This is a genomic window from Arthrobacter alkaliphilus, assembly GCF_021483235.1.
Lineage (GTDB): Bacteria > Actinomycetota > Actinomycetes > Actinomycetales > Micrococcaceae > Arthrobacter > Arthrobacter alkaliphilus.
The window spans coordinates 1-19009 of record NZ_JAKEEC010000042.1 but is presented as its reverse complement, the minus strand read 5'-3'; the positions used below and the strand labels follow the sequence as shown (position 1 = coordinate 19009).

16 protein-coding genes, 1 tRNA gene, 1 other RNA gene and 1 pseudogene are annotated in these 19009 nt (G+C 65.2%); 13 read left to right on the top strand and 6 right to left on the bottom strand.

All coding sequences use genetic code 11. The annotated features are described in order from the left end of the window. Nucleotides 1-110 precede the first annotated feature (110 nt). A complete protein-coding gene (locus L0B83_RS19960; protein WP_234760163.1) occupies nt 111-677 on the top strand; it encodes a hypothetical protein in 567 nt (188 codons plus the stop codon). A gap of 74 nt (nt 678-751) precedes the next feature. Here L0B83_RS19960 and L0B83_RS19955 read toward each other — a convergent pair. Both L0B83_RS19955 and L0B83_RS19130 read right to left on the bottom strand, forming a co-directional pair. Further along, nucleotides 752-1300: pseudogene (locus tag L0B83_RS19955) on the bottom strand (M23 family metallopeptidase); the annotation flags it as partial. Nucleotides 1301-1612: 312 nt separating this feature from the next. Beyond that, nucleotides 1613-1993 (bottom strand): MarR family winged helix-turn-helix transcriptional regulator, encoded by a 381-nt coding sequence (locus L0B83_RS19130; RefSeq protein ID WP_234760161.1) that lies wholly within the window; start codon nt 1991-1993, stop codon nt 1613-1615. 97 nt (nt 1994-2090) lie between these two features. Here L0B83_RS19130 and L0B83_RS19125 point away from each other — a divergent pair, with 97 nt between their 5' ends. Continuing rightward, entirely contained in the window at nt 2091-3548 is a 1458-nt protein-coding gene (locus L0B83_RS19125) for an MFS transporter (protein ID WP_234760160.1), read from the top strand. 104 nt (nt 3549-3652) lie between these two features. Beyond that, nucleotides 3653-4564, top strand: coding sequence for an oxygenase MpaB family protein (locus tag L0B83_RS19120; RefSeq protein ID WP_234760159.1), 912 nt, complete (start codon nt 3653-3655; stop codon nt 4562-4564). 76 nt (nt 4565-4640) lie between these two features. On the opposite strand, the gene L0B83_RS19115 is transcribed toward L0B83_RS19120, so the two are convergent. Next, nucleotides 4641-8126 carry a bifunctional proline dehydrogenase/L-glutamate gamma-semialdehyde dehydrogenase gene (locus L0B83_RS19115; RefSeq protein WP_234760158.1) on the bottom strand — a complete coding sequence of 1162 codons (3486 nt, stop codon included), beginning with the start codon at nt 8124-8126 and terminating at the stop codon, nt 4641-4643. Between the two features lie 124 nt (nt 8127-8250). Here L0B83_RS19115 and L0B83_RS19110 point away from each other — a divergent pair, with 124 nt between their 5' ends. After that, entirely contained in the window at nt 8251-9150 is a 900-nt protein-coding gene (locus L0B83_RS19110) for a LysR substrate-binding domain-containing protein (protein WP_234760157.1), read from the top strand. Nucleotides 9151-9226: 76 nt separating this feature from the next. Here L0B83_RS19110 and L0B83_RS19105 read toward each other — a convergent pair. After that, nucleotides 9227-9311, bottom strand: a tRNA-Ser gene (locus L0B83_RS19105). Nucleotides 9312-9633: 322 nt separating this feature from the next. On the opposite strand from L0B83_RS19105, the gene L0B83_RS19100 reads away from it, so the two are divergent. From L0B83_RS19100 to L0B83_RS19080, 5 genes are all read left to right on the top strand, one after another. Then, nucleotides 9634-9957, top strand: a complete 324-nt coding sequence (locus L0B83_RS19100) for a YqfO family protein (RefSeq protein ID WP_234760156.1) — start codon at nt 9634-9636, stop codon at nt 9955-9957. Nucleotides 9958-10140: 183 nt separating this feature from the next. Next, nucleotides 10141-10237: signal recognition particle sRNA small type (gene ffs / locus L0B83_RS19095), an RNA gene on the top strand. A gap of 33 nt (nt 10238-10270) precedes the next feature. Then, nucleotides 10271-13351 carry a DNA polymerase III subunit gamma and tau gene (locus tag L0B83_RS19090; RefSeq protein WP_234760155.1) on the top strand — a complete coding sequence of 1027 codons (3081 nt, stop codon included), beginning with the start codon at nt 10271-10273 and terminating at the stop codon, nt 13349-13351. Between the two features lie 152 nt (nt 13352-13503). Continuing rightward, the gene (gene recR, locus L0B83_RS19085; protein ID WP_234760154.1) at nt 13504-14103 is read left to right on the top strand and encodes a recombination mediator RecR; all 600 of its coding nucleotides are present in this window, start codon (nt 13504-13506) and stop codon (nt 14101-14103) included. A gap of 181 nt (nt 14104-14284) precedes the next feature. Next, entirely contained in the window at nt 14285-15631 is a 1347-nt protein-coding gene (locus L0B83_RS19080; protein WP_234760153.1) for an aspartate kinase, read from the top strand. Between the two features lie 142 nt (nt 15632-15773). Here L0B83_RS19080 and L0B83_RS19075 read toward each other — a convergent pair whose 3' ends face one another. Together L0B83_RS19075 and L0B83_RS19070 are read right to left on the bottom strand one after the other, a co-directional pair. After that, a complete protein-coding gene (locus L0B83_RS19075; protein WP_234760162.1) occupies nt 15774-15953 on the bottom strand; it encodes a hypothetical protein in 180 nt (59 codons plus the stop codon). A 156-nt stretch (nt 15954-16109) separates the two neighbouring features. Next, entirely contained in the window at nt 16110-16319 is a 210-nt protein-coding gene (locus L0B83_RS19070; protein ID WP_234760152.1) for a hypothetical protein, read from the bottom strand. Nucleotides 16320-16444: 125 nt separating this feature from the next. On the opposite strand from L0B83_RS19070, the gene L0B83_RS19065 reads away from it, so the two are divergent. The 4 genes from L0B83_RS19065 to L0B83_RS19050 are packed head-to-tail and all read left to right on the top strand — an operon-like array spanning nt 16445 to nt 18830. Beyond that, nucleotides 16445-16939 carry a MarR family winged helix-turn-helix transcriptional regulator gene (locus tag L0B83_RS19065; RefSeq protein WP_234760151.1) on the top strand — a complete coding sequence of 165 codons (495 nt, stop codon included), beginning with the start codon at nt 16445-16447 and terminating at the stop codon, nt 16937-16939. 16 nt (nt 16940-16955) lie between these two features. After that, nucleotides 16956-17522: an SSI family serine proteinase inhibitor gene (locus L0B83_RS19060; protein ID WP_234760150.1), complete on the top strand. Its 567-nt coding sequence runs from the start codon at nt 16956-16958 to the stop codon at nt 17520-17522. Then, nucleotides 17509-18459: a 3-methyladenine DNA glycosylase gene (locus tag L0B83_RS19055; protein ID WP_234760149.1), complete on the top strand. Its 951-nt coding sequence runs from the start codon at nt 17509-17511 to the stop codon at nt 18457-18459. Before L0B83_RS19060 ends, L0B83_RS19055 begins: the two co-directional genes overlap by 14 nt. Next, entirely contained in the window at nt 18459-18830 is a 372-nt protein-coding gene (locus L0B83_RS19050) for a serine protease inhibitor (RefSeq protein ID WP_234760148.1), read from the top strand. Before L0B83_RS19055 ends, L0B83_RS19050 begins: the two co-directional genes overlap by 1 nt. Nucleotides 18831-19009 lie beyond the last annotated feature (179 nt).

The following is a 19009-nucleotide window of genomic DNA, read 5'->3' as shown; positions in this document are numbered from 1 at the left end:
CTTCGGGGCGACATAGGTGACCGGGCGTCGGCGTCCGAACCACTATAGGTGACCGGGCGTCGGTCTAGCGCTTAGGGGACGCCGTTTGGGTAGGTGAAGTCGCCGACGGCGTGGGACTCGAAGGAGCCGACGGCGTGGGCTTGGCGGGTGTCGGAGTGGCGGGTGGCGGGGGCGGGGCTGACTGGGTGTGGGTCGCGCTTGGCAGCTGGGCGGGCGGGCTCGACGGCGGCGCGACCGTCGGCGGGACTGTCGCCGTCGGTGGGACTGTCGCCGTCGGCGGGATTGCCGCCGTCGGTGGGACTGTCTCCGTCGGTGGGACTGTCGCCGTGGGCGCCTGGGTCACAGTGGGGCTCGAGGTGACGCTCGGCGTCCTGGTCGGCGAGGGCGTCGCACTCGGGGTGCTACTGGGGGTCCTGGTCGGCGAAGGTGTCGCACTCGGGGTGCCACTCGGCGTCGTAGTCGGCTTACCCGTCGGGCCAGGTGTCCCGGTCCCGCTGGGTGACGCCGTCGGACTGCCCGGGGACGCAGCCGTCGGCGTTTGCGAGCCCGTGACGGACGGGCTCGGCGGCACAACTTTGGCCTCTTGCACCCCACCGGTAACTGTTTGCTCGGGGGGTGTGCCCGGGACGGACCAATCAGACCCTGCCGGGGCTGCGGCGGCGGAACCCGGCTGGTAGCTGACCATCGAGATGTTGCCGAGGGGATCCACCTGCTTGGTGGGCAGGAACGTCCACTTCATCGGGTCGGTGTAGACGCCGTTGAGAATGGTCTCGAAATGCAGGTGGCAACCGGTCGAGGCACCCGTGGTTCCCACCCTTGCAATGACTTCGCCTACCCGAATCGATTGCCCCTTGGCCACTGCTATTCCCTGCAGGTGGTTGTAGGTAGTGACCAGCCCGTTGCCGTGATCAATTTCCACGCGATTGCCGCCGCCCCAAGGGTGCCAGCCCACGGCCCGGACCACGCCGGAATCGGCCGCGTACACGAGCGTGCCGCACGCCGCGGCGAAATCCTGGCCCCAGTGGAACTCGCCCGGCAATCCAGTGAAAGGATCGATCCTCAACCCGAAGGGAGAGCTCGGAACCAGCACTTCGAGCGGAGCGTAGAGTTTCCCGGCAGGCGGCCTGTCGAGCGAACTCGAGGCAACGTTGAGGGCCCCCACGCCGTTCCTGTCGAGAGTTTGGACCGGGGAACGTTCAAAGGACACCGTGGCTCTGTCGCCGGCCTGGACCGGCGCGGCTGACGAGCTTTGAGGAACGGCCTCCTGGCCACTGGACACGGGACCATCGGTGGGCAGCATGCCGGGCCCGACCTGGCCGGTGGCCAAGGATCCATCGCTTACCGGTCCCCCCAAACCCGGGCCTTGGAAACCAAATGCGAGGATCACCATGACAGCCAGGAAGCAGGCCGACAGGAGCCGGCCAAATTTTCTTGTGAAGACCAGGTTGACGACCTGGCCAGACTCATGATGCTTTCCCACAGCGGCTCCTGAGACAGGCGCTCATCCCCAAGTTCGGGCGCGCTTGTCCCATTGTGGCCGCTATGAAATCGAATGGGAACACTCGACTTCATACTCGGCCGGTCCGCGAAACACTCGCCGGACCGTGGCGGGCTACTCGCCGAGGTTCTCTTTCAGCAAGGCGCGGTGCTCGACGGCGGCCTCCGAATGCAGGGTGCGCCCGGCGTCGGTCAGTTGGAGGTACAGCGAGCGACGGTCATCCGCGCAGGTTGCGCGGGTGACGAGTCCGGCTTTCTCCAGGCGGTCAACAACCTTGGAGACGGCGCTCTGGGTCATGGGCGTCCGCTCCCCGAGTGCCTTCATGCGGCAGGCGGAGTCAACGCTTTCGGCAACGAGATCGAGGATTTCGAATTCGTTCAGCCCGATGTCGAACTTGGCTTCGAGGGCGCGGTCTATCGCGGCCGCGGTGCGGAAGTACGAGTTCTGGATGCTGCGCCATTGCTCAACCAGCTGGCGATCCTGCGTTGTTGCCACCCCCAGATTCTAACCGAGACGGTAAATAAAGTCCACGTCATAAGATTCCGAATCATATTCCTTGTCATTGAATGACGTGTCATATAGATTGATTTCCATGACTTCACCAAGCACCCTCGCTAGATCTGCCGAGCAGCTTCATGCACCCGTCAGCTGGACCCGGGCCCAGTGGCTGCTGCTCATGGTCGTGTGCACGGTCCTGGCCCTCGACGGCTTGGACGTTTCCATGGTGGGCGTAGCCCTTCCCTCCGTCGGCCACGAACTCCACCTCGGCACCGACTCCCTGCAGTGGATCGTCTCGGCCTACGTCCTGGGTTACGGGAGCCTGTTGCTCCTGGGCGGCCGCCTCGCCGACCTGCTGGGCCGGCGTCGGATCTTCCTAATCGCCTTGACGGTGTTTGCCTCGGCATCGCTCCTCGGCGGACTCGTGAACGATCCCACCCTCTTGATCGCCACACGCTTCATCAAAGGACTGGCGGCGGCGTTCACTGCCCCTACCGGGTTCTCCATCATCACCACCAACTTCGCCGAAGGCCGCGAGCGCAACAAGGCCCTGTCCATCTTCACTACATTCGGCGCGAGCGGGTTCTCGCTCGGGCTCGTGGTCGGCGGCCTCATGACAAGCTTGAGCTGGCGCTGGACCTTCCTGGCGTCGGTACCGATCGCCGTCGCGGTGGTGGTTCTTGGCATACTGTTCATTCCCCGGGACAAGCCGTCCACGGAAGAAAGCGGCCACGACGTCTGGGGCGCGGTCACACTCGCGCTCGGCATGCTCGGCCTCGTGTACACCTTGGTTTCAGCTCCGGAGAAGGGCTGGGGATCTGTGGCAACAATCGCCGGATTCGCCATCTCCGCAGCGGTGTTGGCAACCTTTGCGGTCATCGAAAACCGCGTCAAGCACCCGCTTATCCGCTTCGGAATCCTTCGTGAAGGCTGGGTGGCCCGCGCCAACCTGAGTGCAATCGGACTGTTCGGCTCCTACCTCAGCTTCCAGTTCATCCTCACCATGTATCTGCAGTCGGTACTCGGCTGGTCCCCTCTGGGCATGGCTCTTGCCTTGCTTCCCACCGGGCTCCTGGTGGCAACGAGCGCACCCTTCGCGGACAGGTTCATTGAGAAATTCGGAGCACCCAAGCTCATCCTCACCGGCCTGACCGCCATGGGACTGGGCTACGTCTTGTTCCTCCGCGTCGGAACCTCACCCAACTACGTCCTGGACATCCTTCCCTCGGTTATCCTGCTGGGCATCGGTTTTGCTCTTGCTTTCCCGTCCATCAACGTTCAAGCGACCGCCGGAATCCGGGACTCAGAGCAGGGGCTGGCCGCCGGCCTCATCCAGACCAGCACGCAAGTTGGCGCGGCCCTCGTCCTGGCCGTGACCACCGCCCTCGTCAGCGGGCACGACGCCGGCTCGGGCACCAATAGCGCGGCAGCCATGCTCGATCAGTACCGGCCCGGTTTGGTCCTGAGCGCTGCGGTGGCAATCGCGGCCCTGTTGGTGGCAGCGTCCCCGGCGCGCCGGCGTCGGTCACTTGCCGGGCAAACCGCAGGCTAAGCGGATTCGCGTGAAAGGTGCCGGCCCGCTGTTCCGCAGCGGACCGGCACCTGAGTAAGCAGGGCCGCGGCTTGCGCCAACCAAAAGCTGCGCAACAATGGACCATGGCCAACTTCAGGAAGAAGTTGCAAGCGGAACTGCGGATGACTTTTACGGGTCACCCGCAGTCCACGCCTGACTGGGTGCTGCGGCTTGCCGAGGGAAGCGACCCCGGGTACCACCTTCCCGGATCCGCCGTCTGGGCCGTCCATGGTTCCATGTCGACGATCGTCGCCGGAATCCGGGTCCTGCTCATGCAATCCCTGCATCCCGGCGCCTTGGCGGGAGTGTACGACCATTCAGGCTTCAGGACGGATCCCCTCGGCCGATTGGCAAACACGATCCGGTGGATATTCACCGTAAGTTACGGCTCCATGGAAGCGGCCCATTCGGCGACCCACTTTGTGCGACGGGTTCACGACTCCGTCAAGGGCAGCTACGTTGACGCCCAAGGCCGAACCCGGGAGTACTCAGCCAACGATCCCGAGCTTCTCAGCTGGGTCCATGTTGCCTACGCGGATTCCTTCGTTGCGGCCCACCGGATCTGGGGCGGAACGGTCCCCGGCGGCGCCGACGCCTACGTCCGGGAGTGGGCCCAAGCGGGACGCCTGATGGGAGTCGAGGACCCTCCGCTGAGCCTCGCGGAAGTGAGGGCGGAAATGGACCGTTGGTACGCCTCCGGAGACCTCCGCGCGGACGAACGGCTCAGGGAAACCATCGATTTCATCAGGTACCCGCCGTTGAAAGCGTCCCTGCAACCCGGCTACCGGATTTTGTTCGCCGCGGCTGTCGCCAGCCTGGAGCCCCGGTACCGGGAACTGTTGGGGTTGGAAAAGGCCCGTTTCGGGCCAATCCCGCTGCCGTCGATCCTCGCCGCACGGGTTGTCCTCGCCGTCGTGCGCTTGATGCTGGGCCGCAGCGGCCCCAGCGAGCAAGCCGCCCGGAAACGATTGCGGCGCTTGGGGTACGAGGCCTGAACGCGAAGAAGCCCGGCGGAGCGGCTTGTGGCCGTCCCGCCGGGCTTCTAGGCAGTTTGCTGGATCCGGTCGATTGCTAGATCAGCGCGTCCGAGAGGTGGTTCGGGGTGCCGAAGCGGTGTGCCGTGATGCTTACGGCCTGCTCGTGCACGAACGGCAGCATCTCGATGCGTCCGGCCGGAGTCACCGTGCCGTGGTAAATCGCGACGTCGGGACGGCCGCCGGTCGCTGCGCACAGCGCGCTGCTGTCGCCGCCGATCAGGCGGATGCGGCCACCGCTGATGCCTTCCGCGGAAGCCAGCCATTCGGCGTCGTTCTGGATGCGCGTGCTCACGCCGAGCCCGGCGAATGCTGCGATGACAGCCTCGGGAAGCTCGACGGCGGAGGACACCGTGAGAGCCGAACCCGCCACTGCCCCGGCAGCCACAACGCGAAGCAGGTCCACGAGCTTGCTGCCCTCGGACAAGCGGATGGTCACGGGAATGGCCCGGTACCGGAAGACGTTGCGCTCGGCGCTCAGGCCTGAGACGTCCTTGCAGGTGCCGAATTCCGTGGCCCACGCTTCGGCGTCGCTGAAGAGCGCCTTCTGCAGTGCCTCCGCGTCGCTGGAGTCAACTCCGGAAGCTTTCGCTGCCGCGAGTATCGAAGCGGCAGCGCCCTTGAGGGTCGCTCCGGGCTTGGCGGCAGGCTCGGCCGGGACCCAGCTCCCCAGGCCCACGAGGTAGTTGGGGCCGCCGGCTTTGGTGCCCGCGCCCACCGCGGATTTCTTCCAGCCGCCGAACGGCTGGCGCTGGACGATCGCGCCAGTGATGCCACGGTTCACGTACAGGTTGCCTGCCTGGATGGTGTCCAGCCAGAGGCCCATCTCATCGGAATCGAGCGAGTGCAGCCCTGCCGTGAGGCCGTATTCGATCTCGTTCTGGATGGCGATTGCTTCTTCCAGGGTGGACGCCGTCATGACGCCCAGGACCGGACCGAAGAACTCGGTCAGGTGGAAGTAGGAGCCGCGCTTGACGCCAAAGCGGATGCCCGGGGACCACAGACGGCCGGACTCGTCGAGTTTCTCCGGCTTCACCGCCCAGGTCTCACCGTCGCCGAGGGTGGTCAGCGCGTTGAGGAGCTTGCCGTTGGCAGGCTCGATGATCGGTCCCATCTGGGTGGTGGCATCCTCCGGGTACCCCACCTTGAGCGAGCGGGCGGCGTCCACGAGTTGGTTGTGGAAGCGCTCGGACGTCGCAACGGAACCCACCAGGATCACCAGTGAAGCAGCGGAGCACTTCTGTCCTGCATGCCCGAAAGCCGAGTACACGACGTCCTTGGCGGCCAGGTCAAGGTCCGCGTGCGGGGTGACGATGATGGCGTTCTTGCCCGAGGTCTCGGCGAGCAGCGGGAGGTCCTGCCGGAACGAGCGGAAGAGCTCGGCAGTCTCGTAGCCGCCGGTGAGGATCACGCGGTCAACGCTGGGGTGCGAGACCAGCTGGGTGCCCAGCTCGCGTTCCTCAAGCTGTACGAGCGCCAGCACTTCGCGCGGCACACCGGCCTCCCACAGCGCGTCCACCATGACGGAGCCGGAGCGGCGGGCCTGTTTTGCGGGTTTGATCACGACGGCGGATCCCGCCGCGAGTGCCGCGAGCGTGGAGCCCGCGGGAATCGCCACCGGGAAGTTCCACGGCGGGGTCACGACGGTGAGGTTCGCCGGGACGAACGTTGCGCCGTCGACCGTTTCCAGGTCCTTGGCGCGCTCGGCGTAGTAGTGCGCGAAGTCGACTGCCTCGCTGACCTCGGGGTCGCCCTGTTCAATCGTCTTGCCCGTCTCCGAGGCCATGACCTCGAGAAGTTCGGCGCGGCGGGATTCCAGGATGTCTCCTGCGCGGTGCAGGATCGCTGCGCGCTCGGCGGCCGGCATGGCGCCCCAAGCTTTGCCGTGTTCCACGGCGGCGGCGATGATGCGTTCCAGTTCCTGCGGGTCGCTGACCTTGCTGGCGTCAACAATCGCGTCGCCGGCGGTGGAGCCCGGAATACGGTCCAGGATGGCGCGGCCCCAGGCACGGTTGGCCGGAAGGGCAGGATCGGTGTCCGGAGTGTTGGCGAAATGGTCCGTCGGCGCCGGCGCCTCGGGCTTGTTGCGGTCCTGGCTCCGGTTGGGTGCCGGTACGGCGTCGTCCAGCTCCGCGAGGGAGGCGAGGAAGCGCTGCTTCTCGCGTTCGAAGAGGGACTCGTTCTCACTGAGCTCGAACACCGCGGACATGAAGTTGTCTTGGCTGGCGCCTTCTTCGAGGCGGCGGATCAGGTAGGCGATGGCGACGTCGAACTCGCCCGGGTGCACAACCGGCGTGTACAGCAGCAGGCTGCCGACATCCTTGCGGACGGCAGTGGCCTGGCCCGTGGCCATGCCGAGGAGCATCTCGAATTCAATGGCCTGCGTCACGCCGCGCTCCTTCGCGAGCAGCCACGCAAACGCAACGTCAAAGAGGTTGTGGCCTGCGACGCCGATGCGGACCGCATCGATGTGCTCAGCTGTGAAGGCGTAGTTGAGGACGCGCTTGTAGTTGGTGTCGGATTCCTGCTTGGTGCCCCACGTTGCAAGCGGCCAGCCTTGGATGGACGCCTGGACCTGTTCCATGGGAAGGTTGGCGCCCTTGACCACGCGGACCTTGATGGGAGCGCCGCCGTTTGCCCGGCGGGCCGTGGCCCATTCCTGCAGGTCCTGCATGGCCGCGAGGGCGTCGGGGAGGTAGGCCTGCAGCACGATGCCGGCCTCGAGGTTCTTGAATTCCGGCTTGTCCAGGATGCGCTTGAACACGGCCATGGTGAGGCTGAGGTCCTTGTATTCCTCCATGTCCAGGTTGATGAACTTGGGTTTGGGGAACGACGCGGCCAGTTCGTAGAGCGGGGTGAGCTTTTCCACCACGTGGTCCACGGCTTCGTCGAAGGCCCACAGTGAGTGCGGGGCCACCGTGGAGGACTCCTTGATGGAGACGTAGTCGACGTCGTCGCGAGCGAGGAGCTTGAGGGTGCCCTCGAGCCTGCGGCCGGCTTCGCGTTCGCCCAGGACGGCCTCGCCCAGCAGGTTCACGTTCAGGTGGACACCGTCCTGCTTGATCTTGGCGATGGCAGGGCCGAGCTTGGCATCCGTGGCGTCCACGATCAGGTGGCCCACCATGTCACGGAGGACTTTGCGGGCAATCGGGATGACCACCTGAGGCAGGACCGGCGCCATGACACCACCGGTGCGCACAGCGGCGCGCATGTACCAAGGCAGGAAGGCCGGAACCTTCGGAGCAAGCTTGGCAAGGTTGCGGCCGGCGACGGACAGGTCCTCGGGGCGGATGACGCCGTCGACGAATCCCACCGTGAAGTCCAGGCCGTTCGGGTCCTTCAGGACACCCGCGAGGCGCTGTGCGGAAACGTCGACGGGCACCTTGGAGGCTTCGGTGAGCCAGTGCCGAACCAGTCGGATGGCTTCGTGGGCCAGCTCTTCGTGGGGAAGCTCCTGGTGTTCGGAGTCCGGGGTGGACGGTGTCCTGGCGTCGATGCTCAGATCCCGGGTTGGTGTGCTCATGCGCTTCGTTCCTTTAGTGCGGAGAGTGCTTTGTTTCCATCAGTATGGATCTACAATCAGATTAGGAAAAGCGATCTTTTCTGAAGAATATTCATTAGATTTCTCGACCCTTCTGGAGAGCTGAATGCTGGATGTCCGCAGGCTCCGCCTGCTGCATGAATTGAAGATCCGTGGAACGCTCGCAGAAGTGGCCGACGCCATGAAGTACAGCCCTTCCTCGGTCTCCCAGCAGCTGACCTTATTGGAGAAGGAAGCCGGCGTGAAGCTGCTGCGGAAATCCGGCCGGCGGGTCCAACTGACCCCGCAGGCTGAGATCCTCGTGGAACATGCGTCGGCTTTGCTGGCCACCCTCGAGCGGGCAGAGACAGACCTCGCCGCTTCTCTCTCCACGGTCACGGGCACGGTCCGGCTGGCCGTGTTCCAGACCGCAGCCCTGGCCCTTATGCCGGACTTCCTCACCATCATGAAGAGCGAATATCCCGAAGTGCGCGTGGAGATGATCCAACGCGAGCCGGAGACCGCGCTCTATGAAACGTGGGCCCGCGACTTCGACATCGTGGTGGCCGAGCAATACCCAGGTCACGCGGCACCACACCACCCTGGCCTGGACCGGGCCACGCTGACCAGCGATGCCATCAGGCTGGCCACTCCCCCGGTTGGCCTCGGCGGCGAATCGATCTCCTCGCTCGCGGACACGGCCGCACTGCCCTGGGTGATGGAACCGCATGGCGCGGCATCCCGGCATTGGGCGGAGCAAGCGTGCCGCTCCGCCGGGTTCGAGCCCGACGTCCGCTACGAAACCGCCGACCTCCAAGCCCAGATCCGGCTCATCGAATCCGGGAATGCCGTGGCCCTCATGCCCGACCTCGTCTGGACGGGGCGGACCACGCCTGTCCAGCTCCTTGATCTTCCGGGCCTCCCCAAGCGAACAGTCTTCACCTCAACCCGCACGGCCGGCCGGATCCACCCGGCCATCCTCGCGTGCCGGGAAGTCCTGGAACGGGTGGCCGCGGAACGGGTGTAGCTCGCCCGCATCGCCGAGGTTCAGCCCACAATCCGGGAACGCAAAAAGGCCCCGGTCCGAGGACCGGGGCCAAACGCGGAGAATGGGGGATTTGAACCCCCGAGGGCGTTAACCCAACACGCGTTCCAGGCGTGCGCCATAGGCCGCTAGGCGAATTCTCCATGCTTCTGAATCAAAAGCAGACTCTACTGTACCCGAGAATTTCAGCATCGCCCAATCGGGAGGTTAAGGCCCGGCCGGTCTTCACTGCACTTAGGTCCGCATTGCGCTTAAACGTAAAAATGGACGCCCCCAATGCGTCCATTCCTCCGGCACTCCGTTGAGCTGCTGGGTCCAGCCCCTGAAACCAGGCCCTGCGGCTCACAATCTTGAGATTGCCCCAATCGGTGTACATACCCATGGTCCGCTGGGTTTGGCGGTTTGGCAATGGAATTAAAAACCATCCTTTGACCTGTTTCTGCCGGGCACTGGGAGGATGGTGCCATGAGCCACTTGCACGCCCTCGTTGTCTACGTCCCGGCATCCCACAGTGAAAGCCTGCTGGCCGCGATCGGCGACGCAGGAGCTGGCCGGATCGGCGACTATTCGCACTGTTCATTCACCACACCAGGCACCGGACGCTTCACCCCAAGGCCAGGAGCGCAACCGTTCATCGGTACCGTCGGGCAGGGCGAAACGGTGCCGGAAATCCGCGTCGAGTGCGTGGTTGAAGAAGATTTGCTCGACGCCGTAGTGCAGGCTTTGCGCTCAGCCCACCCTTATGAGGAGCCCGCATTCATGACGTGGCCGGTCAACGGCTGGCGTTAGCCGGAACATGCCCTCCCCTGCGCACGAGCACTGGACATAATCCTGATATGTCCAGCCCTTGGCCCTCACAGGGGACATGTCCCTTGGAACGCTGTGCCCTGGGAGGGACATGTCCATTTCTTGGCTCTCGCAAGGCGCATGTCCGCAAATTCGGAGGGCTCGAAAACTTCGGGTAAGCTTGTCGACGGCCCCTCATGTGGCGTCATCCTGTTGAACTCCCCCAGGACCGGAAGGTAGCAAGGGTAGATGGGCTCTGGCGGGTGCATGAGGGGTCTCTTATTTAAATGTCAGTCCCTATAGGTAGGTTTCCCCTGTGACTGTTACTACTGCTCTTTATCGCAGATATCGTCCCGATTCTTTCGCGGACGTTATCGGGCAGGAACACGTCACCGAGCCGCTCATGACGGCCCTGCGCAAGGACCGGGTCAACCACGCCTACCTGTTCTCCGGTCCCCGCGGCTGCGGAAAGACCACCTCGGCCCGCATCCTGGCCCGTTGCCTCAATTGCGCCGAAGGCCCCACGGATACCCCTTGCGGCAAATGCAACAGTTGCATTGAACTGGCCCGCGGCGGCTCCGGCTCCCTCGATGTCATCGAGATCGACGCCGCCAGTCACGGTGGCGTGGACGACGCCCGCGATCTCCGCGAACGCGCCACCTTCGCCCCGGTCCGGGACCGCTACAAGATCTTCATCATCGACGAAGCCCACATGGTCACCTCCGCCGGCTTCAATGCGCTCCTGAAGATCGTCGAAGAGCCGCCGGAACACATCAAATTCATTTTCGCCACCACGGAACCGGACAAGGTCATCGGCACCATCCGCTCCCGCACGCACCACTATCCCTTCCGGCTGGTGCCGCCGGAGCCTTTGATGCAGTACCTCGAGCTTCTCTGCCAACAGGAAAACGTGCCGGTAGCTCCGGGCGTCCTGTCCCTCGTAATCCGGGCCGGCGGCGGTTCCGTGCGCGATTCCCTGTCCGTGCTGGACCAGCTCATGGCTGGCGCCGGGCCCAACGGCCTGGACTACGAACTCGCCGTCGCACTGCTTGGCTACACTCACGCTTCCCTGCTTGACGACGTCGTGGAAGCAATCGCGGCGTCCGACTCCGCCACAGTTTTCCGCGCTGTGGACCGCGTCATCCAAACGGGGCACGATCCCCGCCGCTTCGTCGAAGACTTGCTGGAGCGGTTCCGCGACCTCATCATCGTCCAGGCCATGCCGGAAAGCGCCCAGGCCATTCTCCGCGGCATGCCCGAGGACCAGATCGCCCGCATGCGCACCCAGGCCAACAACCTTGGTGCCGCCGAGCTCTCCCGGGCCGCTGACGTCACCAATACCGCGCTCACTGAAATGACCGGCGCCACGTCACCCCGCCTGCACCTCGAGCTTCTCTGCGCCCGTATCCTGCTGCCGAGCTCCGAACAGACCGAACGTGGCATCGCGGCCCGCATCGACCGCGTCGAACGCCGGCTCAATTACGCCGGGGCACTTCCTCCCGTGGAAGCCCAGGCCGCACACGAGGCCGTTGCGGTCCCTTCCACCTCCGCCGCGCCGGCCTCCCGCCCGGCAGAACAAACAACTGAACGCCCGACGGCGGCCGCCGGTCCCGCTCCTGCCTCGCCAGCGCTCGGCTCACCCGCGTCCGGGCCAGCCGCGCCCCCGTCCGTGCCAAGCCGTGCGCCTGAGGCTTCGGCGCCGGGCCGTCCGCATGCCTCCGGGGAACAGTCCAGGGAACAGCTGACGCCGCCGCGGGTGTCCACTGCTGACTGGCCCGTGGACGAATCCAGGCAGCAGGCTGCGCGCCCCGCTTCCGAACAAACTGCGCACGCACCGGCTCAGACGGCGTCGCCGGCCCAAGCACCGGCGTCGGCTCCCGTGCAACCGCCAGTGCCCGCAGAGGCGCCGGCCCCGCAGCCAGCACCGGCACAGGTTACCCGCCCGGCAGCCGGTGGCGCCGACGTAGAGGTGATCCGGCGGGCTTGGCCGGAAATCCTCCAGACGCTGACCAAGATCAAGCGCAGCAGCTGGGCGTTGGTCGGAGCGAACGCGCAGGTGGCACAGTTCGACGGCCAACTGCTGACTCTTGCATTCACCACCGATGGACTTGCGAGCGCGTTCAGCCGCGCAGACCATGCGGAGAACCTTCGCCAGGCAATCCACAAGACCATCGGCATCGATTGCCAAATCACTTCGGTCGTCGGAGGCAACAGCTCAGGTAGCTCTGAACCAAACCCAAAAGCACCGGCTGACCCGACGCCCCCTGCCGAAGGAGGCGCCTCTCCTTCTGTGTCATCCGCCGTGGATAGCGCATGGGGACTTGCCCCTGCGGCACAAGGTGCTGCCGCCCCGAAAGCAGGCAACCCGTCCGGCACACCAACGGTAGCCCCAACGTCGGCACAGGCATCTCCGGCGCGTGCACAGGCGTCGGCCTCGGCGGGCACCGCGGCACCGGCAGCAGCAGCGTCGTCCCCGACCGCACCGACGGTCCCGGCGCCTTCGTCCGCCGCACCGACGGTCCCGGCGCCGTCGTCCCCGACCGCATCGACGTCCCCGGCCCCAACGTCCCCGGCAAAGGCAGACTCACCGGCGGACTACTCCTATTCGGACGATGATTGGGGACCCCCGCGCGACGAAGATGCCCCTCCGCTGGACGAAGAGCCGCCCATTGATTGGGTGCCGTCGGGGCCGTCGGGCTTCGCCGCCCCGCCCACGCCGGGTCCCGGCGCACCGGCAGCTGCGCCACGCGATGACTCCCCTGCCCCCACGGTCAAGCGCTCCAACCAAGCACCTTCGGAGACGAAGTCCAAGGCCTCGGACGATCCATGGTCCAGGGCCGTAGAGCAAGCGCCGGGCTCGTGGGTGGTCGGCACCGAGTCCAACGTTGGTGCCGCATTGTCAGGCATCTCTGCCGGCTCGGGCGGCCCGGCTCCGTCATCCGCGGCGACGGCGTCCAGTCCCGTCTATGAACCCGCCGCCGCGCAGATTCCCAGCCAGCCCCCGGCTTCACCAGCGACAGCGGCAGCGACAGCAACGGCGCCTGGATCCGATACCGCGCGTTCCACCGCACTGGCACAAGCGACCCCACCGGCTCCGGCGCCGGCCGGTACCCCGGCCGCCGCAACGGCGTCAGCGCCTTCCGCAACAGTGTCGGCGCCTTCGGTGACGGGGAAGCAGAGCCTCTACCAACGGCTTTCGAACAGCCCTGAAGCCATGGCAGGCCGCGAGAAAGCACCGGCGCGGGCCGCCGTCGCTCCCGGAAACGTGATCGAAGACATCCCGAGCGCCGACGATGAAACCATCGAGGAGTCGGGAGTGTTTGGACGGGCCGCCGTCGAGCGTATTCTGGGCGGGAAGCTACTGGAAGAACGGTCGCTGGACAGCATGCGCCGCTAACCGGACGCCGACACAACACCCTGCGCGGGCCCGCACAGCGTTCGGCGGGGAACCCAAGGACCGCGCGAGAGCCCCAGCGCCAAAAGACGCTGCAACCAAACCGCGACGCCCGCCGAACAGCAAGGCGTCCACACTAAACAAACGAGGACATTGTGTACGAAGGCGCAGTACAAGAGCTGATCGACGAACTCGGGCGGCTCCCCGGCGTCGGGCCCAAGTCGGCGCAGCGCCTGGCCTTCCACATCCTTGAGGCCGATCCCGAGGACATGAAGCGGCTGGTCGCGGCCATCACTACAGTCAAGGAGCGTGTGAAGTTCTGCGCTGTCTGCGGCAACGTCACCGAGCAGGAGCTGTGCAACATCTGCCGCGACCCGCGGCGCGACCCCTCCGTGATCTGCGTGGTCGAAGAATCCAAGGATGTCCTGGCGGTGGAACGCACGCGGTCCTTCCGTGGCCGCTACCACGTCCTCGGCGGCGCCATCAATCCGATCGCAGGTGTCGGGCCTGAGCAGCTCCGGATCCGGGAGCTCCTGACCCGGCTCAACGACGGCGCGATCCAGGAAATCATCATCGCCACCGACCCCAACCTCGAAGGCGAAGCGACAGCCACATATCTGGCCCGCATGCTGAAATCGATCGGCATCACCGTCACCAGGCTTGCCTCCGGTCTCCCGGTGGGCGGAGACCTGGAGTACGCGGACGAGGTCACCCTCGGAAGGGCCTTCGAGGGCCGCCGCAACGCCCTCATGTAGGCGAGCTCCGGCGGGCCGGCCGGCCGTGTATACGCCGTCCGGCATGCATCGAAGGCCGCGGAAATGGTCACAATTCCTCCGCCTGCCGCGCCCGGCGATAAACTGGCCACATAAGCCACGTAGCCGTGCCGTTACCGGGCCACGCAACGTATGATCCCCAATGAGCAGTGAGGGTGCACGCATGAGTTTGCCCACTACCGATGTGAAAACCGAAGACCTGACCGCGCAGCCTGCCAAGACCAAGCAGCTGATCGTGCAGAAGTTCGGTGGCTCCTCGGTGTCCGATGCAGAAGGCATCAAGCGTGTTGCCCGCCGCGTGGTTGACGCACAACGCGCCGGCAACGAGGTTGTCGTGGTGGTTTCCGCCATGGGAGACACCACGGACGAACTCCTGGATCTCGCCGCCCAAGTCACCGATTCTGCTCCCGCGCGTGAGATGGACATGCTCCTCTCCGCAGGCGAGCGCATCTCCATGGCCTTGCTCGCCATGGCCATCAACAAGTTCGGCGCCTCCGCCCAGTCGTTCACGGGCTCGCAGGCCGGCATGATCACGGACGGCATCCACGGCAAGGCGCGCATCATCGACGTCGACCCCCACCGCATCCGCACCGCTTTGGATAAGGGACACATTGCCATCGTGGCCGGCTTCCAGGGCATGACCCGGAGCACCCGGGAAATCACCACGCTTGGCCGCGGCGGATCCGATACCACTGCGGTGGCCCTCGCCGCTGCGCTCGAAGCAGACGTCTGCGAAATCTACACGGACGTCGACGGCATCTACACTGCGGACCCGCGCGTCGTCTCCACGGCCACCAAGATCGATCGCATATCCAGCGAGGAAATGTTGGAACTGGCGGCTTCCGGTGCCAAGATCCTGCACTTGCGTTGCGTGGAATACGCGCGCCGGTTCGGCGTGCCCCTGCACGTCCGGTCCTCATTCAGCCAGAACGAAGGCACCTGGGTCCTGCCCAGCGCCGATGACAAGATCACGATTCAAGAGGGAGTTGCCTTGGAGCAGCCAATCATCTCCGGTGTTGCACACGACCGTTCAGAAGCCAAGGTCACCGTGGTCGGCGTCCCGGACATTCCCGGCAAGGCCGCCGCAATTTTCCAGGTTATCGCCAAGGCGCATTCGAACATCGACATGATCGTCCAGAACGTGTCCACGCACGGTACCGGCCGCACGGACATTTCCTTCACCCTGCCCATCGTGGAAGGTGCCGACGCCCTCGTTGCCCTCCGCGCGGCGCAGCCTGAAATCGGCTTCGAAAGCATCGAATACAACGAGAACGTCGGCAAGCTTTCGCTGATCGGCGCCGGCATGCGTTCGCACCCGGGCGTCTCCGCCACCTTCTTCAAGGCGCTCTCCGACGCCGGTATCAACATCAACATGATTTCCACCTCGGAGATCCGCATCTCCGTGGTCACCCACGCCGATCTGCTTGATGACGCCGTGCGCGCCATCCACAAGGCGTTCGAGCTCGACGGCGACTCCGAAGCAACCGTCTACGGCGGCACCGGCCGCTAGACGGCCTGCGGGACGGCCGGCCGCCGTCGGGCACCCGCCGTCGTCGAGCACCCGCCGTCGCAATCTGAAGTACTTGACGTGAAGGAACCGGAGCTTCAGCTCCGGTTCCTTTGCTTTCTGCGGCTTGCGAGCCGTCAGCGCCTCAGGCGTCTTCCTTCCGGACTCCGTAGTGGTGGCCTTGGTCGTCTGTTTCGACGACGAAGTGGCCCAAGTCTTCTTCCGACGCCGCTTCGAAGTCGTCGTGCTTGTGGACTACTGGCGCATCAATGTCACCACGGGCTGCCGGGCCGAACCAGAAGCGCAGCCGATCGGTGACCTTCATGAAACTGTCGAGTGCATGTCCCACACTGCCCACCTCCTTCCCTGCTGCGGGGTCCAGCCATACGGTTGGAGCTGAGTGGTTCCGGTGAGGCCAATTTTACGCCCCGAATGTTCAAAAGGCCCGGGGCCGGCGTCGGGCAAGGAGAGGCAGGAACCCCTAGCGAAGGGACTTGTCGTCCGGGTTCTTGGGGACCACGTAAGTGCTGCCGTCCGGCCGGCGAATGGTCTCCCATTGCTGTGCTTCAGCCTGGCGCCGCGCGAGGAGGTGCTTGTTCTCCTCGGTCATTTCATGATCCAGGGAACTGCTGTGCGCCGGTCCGAAAATGATCCGAAGCTTTCCGGTTACACGCATGAATCTCTGGGTCATGGTCTCTTTGGCCACCGGGTCTACCCTCTCTCAAAAAGGATGATGTGGTTTAAGAGTACACTAACAATTAGTGCACTAATTATTGGCTGGCCCAGTCCGGTCATCAACATCGAACGGAGCGAATCATGGCCGCGCCCACTGCCCCAGAAACCGCCGCCCCGCCTGAAGACGACCTTTTGCTCGAGCGCCAATTGTGCTTCGCCCTAACTGTGGCATCACGGAGCGTGGTGGGCGTCTACAAACCGGTGCTGGAAAGGATGGGACTGACCCATCCGCAGTACCTCGTGATGCTCGCCCTGTGGGAGCGCAGCCCGCGCACGCTGAAGGACATCAGCGAGGCACTCCTGCACGAGCCAGCCACGCTTTCACCCATCCTGCGGCGGCTCGAAGAAGCAGGATTCGTGACCCGGAACCGCATTCACGGCAACGAACGGGCGCTTGCCATCACCTTGACCGAAGCCGGCGCCGCCCTCCGGGAACAAGCGACGTCCGTGCCGGAAACCATCATGAAGCGGCTCCACCTCACGCGCGCCGAGGTCGCGGAGCTGCACCGGGCAATGACGGGCCTCATTGCGGCTACGCAACACCCGGTTGCCGATACGGGCGATAAACTGGCATAAATCAAGGAGAAACCCCATGCGCCTGCGAATCGCCCGGTCGGTGTTGGCCGTCGTCGCCGTCGCTGGCCTTGCCGCCTGCACACCCGGCCCCGGGGGCGGTTCGGCCAGCAGTTCGGCGACCGGCAGCAGCACGCCGTCCTCGCCGTCGGGCAGCAGCACGCCGTCGGGCAGCAGCACGCCGTCCCCCAGCGCCAAAGGGACTCCTTCGCTCTCCCCCACCGCGCCCGTCTCTCCGGGCTCCGGTGCGGCCGAACTTTCAATCATCGTCAAAACCTCCCCCACCGCAGCCCCTGAGAGCTACACGCTCGTCTGCAGCGGCGGCGTCCCCTCCGCGGAAAGCCACCACCCCACCGCAGCCGCGGCGTGCGACGCGCTGAAAAAGAACCCCGCCCTCCTCACGCGCAGGCCGAGCCCCAGTGACCAGGTCTGCGACCAGCGTTACGGCGGACCCCAGACTGCGACAGTCACGGGAACGGTTGACGGCGTGCACGTCGAGTCCTCCTACAAGCTCACCGACGGCTGCGAAATCGCCGCATGGGCAGCCGTCGCCGACATCCTTGGTTCGAGCGGTGCCGGAGCCTAGCTACAAGCACCTCCCGCAAGAGAAATGGCTCGCGCTGGAGGCTGCCCACCACGCCCGCGTCGAACGCTACGCCAAGCCATACTTGGCCCGGCGTTCCGCAGGCAAGAAGCATCCCGTCGAGGACTTCCTCTTCACCTACTACACCCAGAAGCCCGGCCAGCTGCTGCGCTGGCACCCGGGCGACGGCGTCGTCCTCTCGGGTCCTAAAGCCGCTGAGCGGGCAGGGTGGAAGTACTATCGAATGCTCGACGACGGCGCGCTGGCGGACGCGGGCCTGCCCGCCGGTACCGTTGCGGTCACCTTCGATCGCAGCCGGTTCGCGGCCGACCGCGCCGAAGCCATCCGCTTTGCCGGGATCATCCTCGCCGGCACCGCAGCGCGGCCCGCCCAGTTTGGCTGCTTCGGACTCCACGAGTGGGCCATGGTGTACCGGCAGGACAAGTTCGATCTTCGCCACGAATACCTCAAGCTGCGCCTCGGTTCCGAAGGGACAGACGCCGTGGTTGAAGACAACCGGATCCGCTGCTCGCACTTCGACGCCTTCCGCTTCTACACCCCCGACGCCATCCCACTCAACGAACTCAGCCCAACACGGGACAACCAGCGCACCATGGAGCAACCCGGCTGCCTGCATGCCAACATGGACCTCTACAAATGGGCGTACAAACTGACTCCGGCCCTGCCGAGCGAGTTGGTAATGGACTGCTTCGAACTGTCCTGGCGGATCCGGGCCATGGACATGCAGGCCTCCCCGTACGACCTTGAAGAGTGGGGATATCCGGCCATCAGGATCGAGACACCGCAGGGCAAGGCCGAGTACGTTGAGTATCAGAGGGCATTTGCCGCCGAGGCCCAAGCGCTCCGCGCGCGGGTCCTCGACCATGTGCAGCCACTCTTGGACCTCCTGGTACAAACACCGTCTCACGAAGGACAGTAATGACTTCAAGCTCAGGAAAGTACGACGTCGAACTCGCCATCACGCTGACGGAGGCGCCGGGCGCCGCGGAGCATCAATTCGTCTTGCTCGGCTCGGGCGGCGAGGTAGCCGAAGGCTCTACCCTTCCGGACCCGCACACGGCACTTGCCGCCGTCGAGCAATTCGGCGAGGAGACCTTCTTTCCGGTTCCCCGGCCGGACCGCATTTGCACCCAGCAATACGGCGGCCCGCAAGTGGCCTTGGTGACCGGTCGGTTCCGCGGGCGCGAAGTGCACAGCCGCTTCAGCCGGACAGACGGCTGCGAGATCGCCCGCTGGCGCACCATGGCCGCACTACTCGGCGGAGCGGCCGGATCCACGGGAAACATCTAACCGCGCCCGACGCCCGCTCACATCTGACCCTTCCCGGCCCGACGCCCGCTCACATCATGTGCAAGAGGGTTCCACTGTTTTCGCCCAAAGGTGACCGGGTGTCCGCCCAAAAGAACCCAAAGGTGACCGGGCGTCCGCGGCGGGTTCAGGGGGTCGTTGCAACGCCTGAGTGCTGGGTG